This window comes from Sphingomonas sp. Leaf10 (assembly GCF_001421245.1).
Lineage (GTDB): Bacteria > Pseudomonadota > Alphaproteobacteria > Sphingomonadales > Sphingomonadaceae > Sphingomonas.
In genome coordinates, this window is sequence record NZ_LMKE01000012.1 from 74,054 (window position 1) to 77,809 (window position 3,756).

Consider the following 3,756-nt stretch of genomic DNA (forward strand, 5'->3'; position numbering starts at 1 on the left):
GGAAGCAGCGCTAGGTGATTTACGCGAGGCGGAGTCGGGTGAACGGGGCTTCATCATCACGCGCAATCCAGCTTACGCTCGGTCGTTTGCCGAGCGGGTGGAGAGCTCGGCGCGTAATATGGCCGTTGCGGTCCGGCAGACGAGCGACAACCCTATGCAGCATGCAAGAGCTCGTGAGATCGCGGTTCTGATGGCGCAGCGGGCAACCTTCCTTCGGCAGCCCCTGATCCTCGCGCGTCATGGCGATTTCGCTGGTGCGGTAGCAATCGTCGCCAGTGGTCGCGGACGTGAGCTGATGGATGCGATCAGCGTCCGGGCTAGCGGTTTCCTCGACGAAGAGAGAGCTTTGCAGACTAGCCGTCAAGACGCGGCAGACAAGCGGCTCGCCAGCGGGCGGAAGCTCGCCATTATCGGAGGGGGCGTGGTCGCGTTGCTGGTTGTCTGCAGCTTCGCACTACTGATCCGCGCTATCCGCCGGCCGTTGGCGACCATGATGCGCGCCATGACCGCGTTGGGGGACGGTGAGCAGGATGCGCGCATTGATACAGCAATGGGATCCAAGGAATTTAACCGACTTGCACAGGGCTATAACGCCATGGCGGAGAGGCTGAGGAACGCCGTCGCGGATCAGGCGAACAGCGAGCGTCAGCTGCAAACCGCCAACGCCGAATTGCACCGGAATAGCGAAACCCTGCGCGAACGCGGCTCCGTCATTGGGCTTCTGGGCGGCATGTCGCACCGCATGCAAGCCGCTCGTACCGACGATGAGCTAGCGCAGATCATCAAGGTCTTTGTACCACGTGTACTCCCGAACGTTCCCGGTGCTCTCTACGCGCACAATAACTCGCGCAACTGCCTCGTGCCCATCGCCAGCTGGGGGGGCACCGACGTTCCACCTGAGGGCTTCGCGCCAGATCGGTGTTGGGCGTTGCGCCGCGGGCAGAGCCATTACGTGTCTGGACCTGGCGGTGACATCGTTTGTGGTCATGTCGGTGAGGACGAGATTTATCACTGCGAACCCTTGCTCGCTGGCGGTGAGGTCATCGGTGTCCTCTACCTTCAAGGTCAGATCGAGAGCGAGAACCGCTTCCGCATGAACGTGCTGACCGAAAACATCGCTTCAGCACTAGTGAACCATCGCCTCCAGCGCTCGCTACGTGAGCAGACGATCCGCGACCCGCTGACCGGCCTGTTCAATCGCCGCTATATGGAGGAGACGCTGAAGCTGGAGATCGCGCGTGCCTCCCGCGCTGGTACGCCGCTCAGCCTCGTCATGTGTGACATCGACCACTTCAAGCGTTTTAACGACGAATTCGGCCATGATGCCGGCGACGCGGTTTTGCAGGTTGTTGCAGCGGAAATGCGCAGCCGCTTTCGCGACGGCGATGTGGTTTGCCGCTTCGGGGGTGAGGAGTTCACTATCATCGCCCCGGGCACCACGGCGGACGCTTTGGCAGGTCGGGTGGAAGTCGTCCGACGCGCTATCGCCGAGCTGACCGTTCGGCATGGCAGCCGCAGCCTTGGATCAACCAGCATGTCATTTGGCATCGCGACGTGGTCGCCTACGATGGCACGCGACGGCTCGACCCTCATTCAAGCAGCCGATATGGCTCTCTACCAGTCCAAGCGTGAGGGTAGAAACCGTGCGACGATCAGTCTTATCGCCGCTTGACTGCCAACAACGTAATTCTGGCCGCGCTCAAGAGCTCTTGTCGCTTAACGTCTGGTGGCGAGCGGGCGATCAACACCTCACCTGTATAACAGATGACCCACATGCGGTCATCGGACACACCTTATCCCCTTCCGACTTCTGCCGTTCGTTCATATTCTCAAAGATCGGTCGATATCACGCCGGAGTAAGCGGTCGTTTGGTAGGACGGGATGAACCGCCCCGGGTTTGTCGGAGGCCCCAACTCCTGAGAGGAAGGGGCTATGACGAGCAAGACGACGAATAAGTTCTCACCTGAGGTCCGCGAGCGAGCGGTACGGATGGTGCTGGATCACGAGCGCGATCACCCATCGCGATGGGCAGCGGTAGTTTCCATTGCCGAGAAGATCGGCTGCGTTCCGCAGACGCTGCATGAGTGGATAAAGAAGGCGGAGGTGAACAGCGGCAAGTGCGCTGGCGTCCCGACCGAAGTTGCCGACAAGATGAAGGCGCTGGAACGCGAAGTCCGCTAGCTGCGACAGGCCAACGAGATCCTCCGCAAGGCATCCGCATATTTTGCCCAGGCGGAGCTCGACCGCCCGTTCCGGCGATGATCGCCTTCATCGACGATCACCGTAAAGCCTATGGGGTCGAGCCGATCTGCCGCGTCTTGCCGATCGCCCCATCGACGTATTTCGAGCGTGTCGCGCAGCGGCAGGATCCAATGCGCCTGTCGGCGCGGGCGCAGCGGGATCAGGTTCTCAAGCCCGAGGTGGCTCGCGTGTTCGCCGAGAACTTCGCGGTCTACGGCGTCCGCAAGGTCTGGCGGCAGATGATGCGCGAGGGCTTCCCGGTCGCCCGCTGCACCATCGAGCGGCTGATGCGCGATATGGGTCTACAGGGCGTGATCCGGGGCAAGCCGGTTCGCACGACGATGAGCGACAAAGCAGCGTCGTGCCCGCTGGATCACGTCAACCGCAGGTTCTACGCGCCGGCGCCGAACATGCTGTGGGTGTCGGATTTCACCTACGTCGCTACCTGGGCGGGGTTCGTCTATGTCGCCTTCGTCATCGACACTTACGCGAGACGCATCGTCGGCTGGCGAGCGAGCAGGACAGCGCATGCCAGCTTCGTCCTCGATGCTTTGGAACAAGCGCTTCATGACCGCCGGCCGGCCCATCGAAGCGGTCTCGTCCATCATAGCGACCGTGGGTCGCAATACGTCTCCATCAAATACACCGAGCGCCTCGCCGAAGCCGGGATAGAGCCATCAGTTGGCAGCGTCGGCGACAGCTACGACAACGCTTTGGCCGAGACAATCAACGGCCTCTACAAGGCGGAGGTCATCCACAGGCGAGGACCTTGGCGCAGCTTCGAAGCCGTCGAATATGCCACTCTCGAATGGGTCGACTGGTTCAACCATCGTCGCCTGCTCGAACCCATCGGCAACATCCCGCCTGCCGAAGCCGAAGAGCAATATTATGCTTCTGCGGACATCATCGATATGGCAGCGTAACTCACAACCCATGGCCTCCGGCAAACCCGGGGCGGTCCAGTTCGATTACGTCGAGATGTTCTACAACCCTGTACGCAAGCAGGTCAGGAACGGGATGCTGTCGCCCGTCGCGTTCGAACGGCAGCAGGTTTTGAAGGCGGAAGGCGTCTAGAAAACTAGGGGCTACTCAAATGCTTCCAGAATGGTTCAGATGTGAGGCGGGGATGGTGCCACGGGTGACATATTTCGATCTTGCGAGATTTGCACGATCCGCTCAGCAGCTTCATTAGCTGCGTTCATGATGACATTGCGCTCCAGTTCCGAGATTGTAGGGCGCACTTTATCGTCAAGGACGCTTAGAACGCCAACGGGCAATCGTCCGTAAGGCCGAACCAGCGATGCCGCGTAAAATTTGAAACGCGCATTTTCACCGTTGATCCAAGGATTTTCCGCAAAGCGTTCGTCGCTACTGAGGTCGGGTATGACAAACAGTTCGTTCCCGGCGGCGAGCGCATGTCCAGACAGGGAGTTCTTTCGACTGTATGCACCGACCGAGAACCTATGGGCTGCGATCACATACTGGGTATCACCGTACAAGATCGACAGCAGCGAC

At 60.3% G+C, this 3,756-nt stretch carries 2 protein-coding genes, 2 pseudogenes and 1 other annotated feature; of the genes and pseudogenes, 3 read left to right on the forward strand and 1 reads right to left on the reverse strand.

Features of this window, described 5'->3' with window-relative positions:
• The 3 genes and pseudogenes from ASE59_RS10390 to ASE59_RS19795 form a co-directional block, all read left to right on the forward strand.
• On the forward strand, positions 1-1,672 hold a 1,672-nt coding region (locus ASE59_RS10390), incomplete at its 5' end, for a diguanylate cyclase (protein WP_082458228.1).
• A 260-nt stretch (positions 1,673-1,932) separates the two neighbouring features.
• Positions 1,933-3,164: pseudogene (locus ASE59_RS10400) on the forward strand (IS3 family transposase).
• Positions 2,217-2,333 (forward strand) — a sequence feature (AL1L pseudoknot). (Overlaps the previous pseudogene by 117 nt.)
• 40 nt (positions 3,165-3,204) lie before the next feature.
• Positions 3,205-3,315 (forward strand): annotated as a pseudogene (locus ASE59_RS19795) (IS3 family transposase); the annotation flags it as partial.
• Positions 3,316-3,350: 35 nt separating this feature from the next.
• Here ASE59_RS19795 and ASE59_RS19800 read toward each other — a convergent pair.
• On the reverse strand, positions 3,351-3,756 hold a 406-nt coding region (locus ASE59_RS19800), incomplete at its 5' end, for a GAF domain-containing protein (RefSeq protein WP_162235297.1).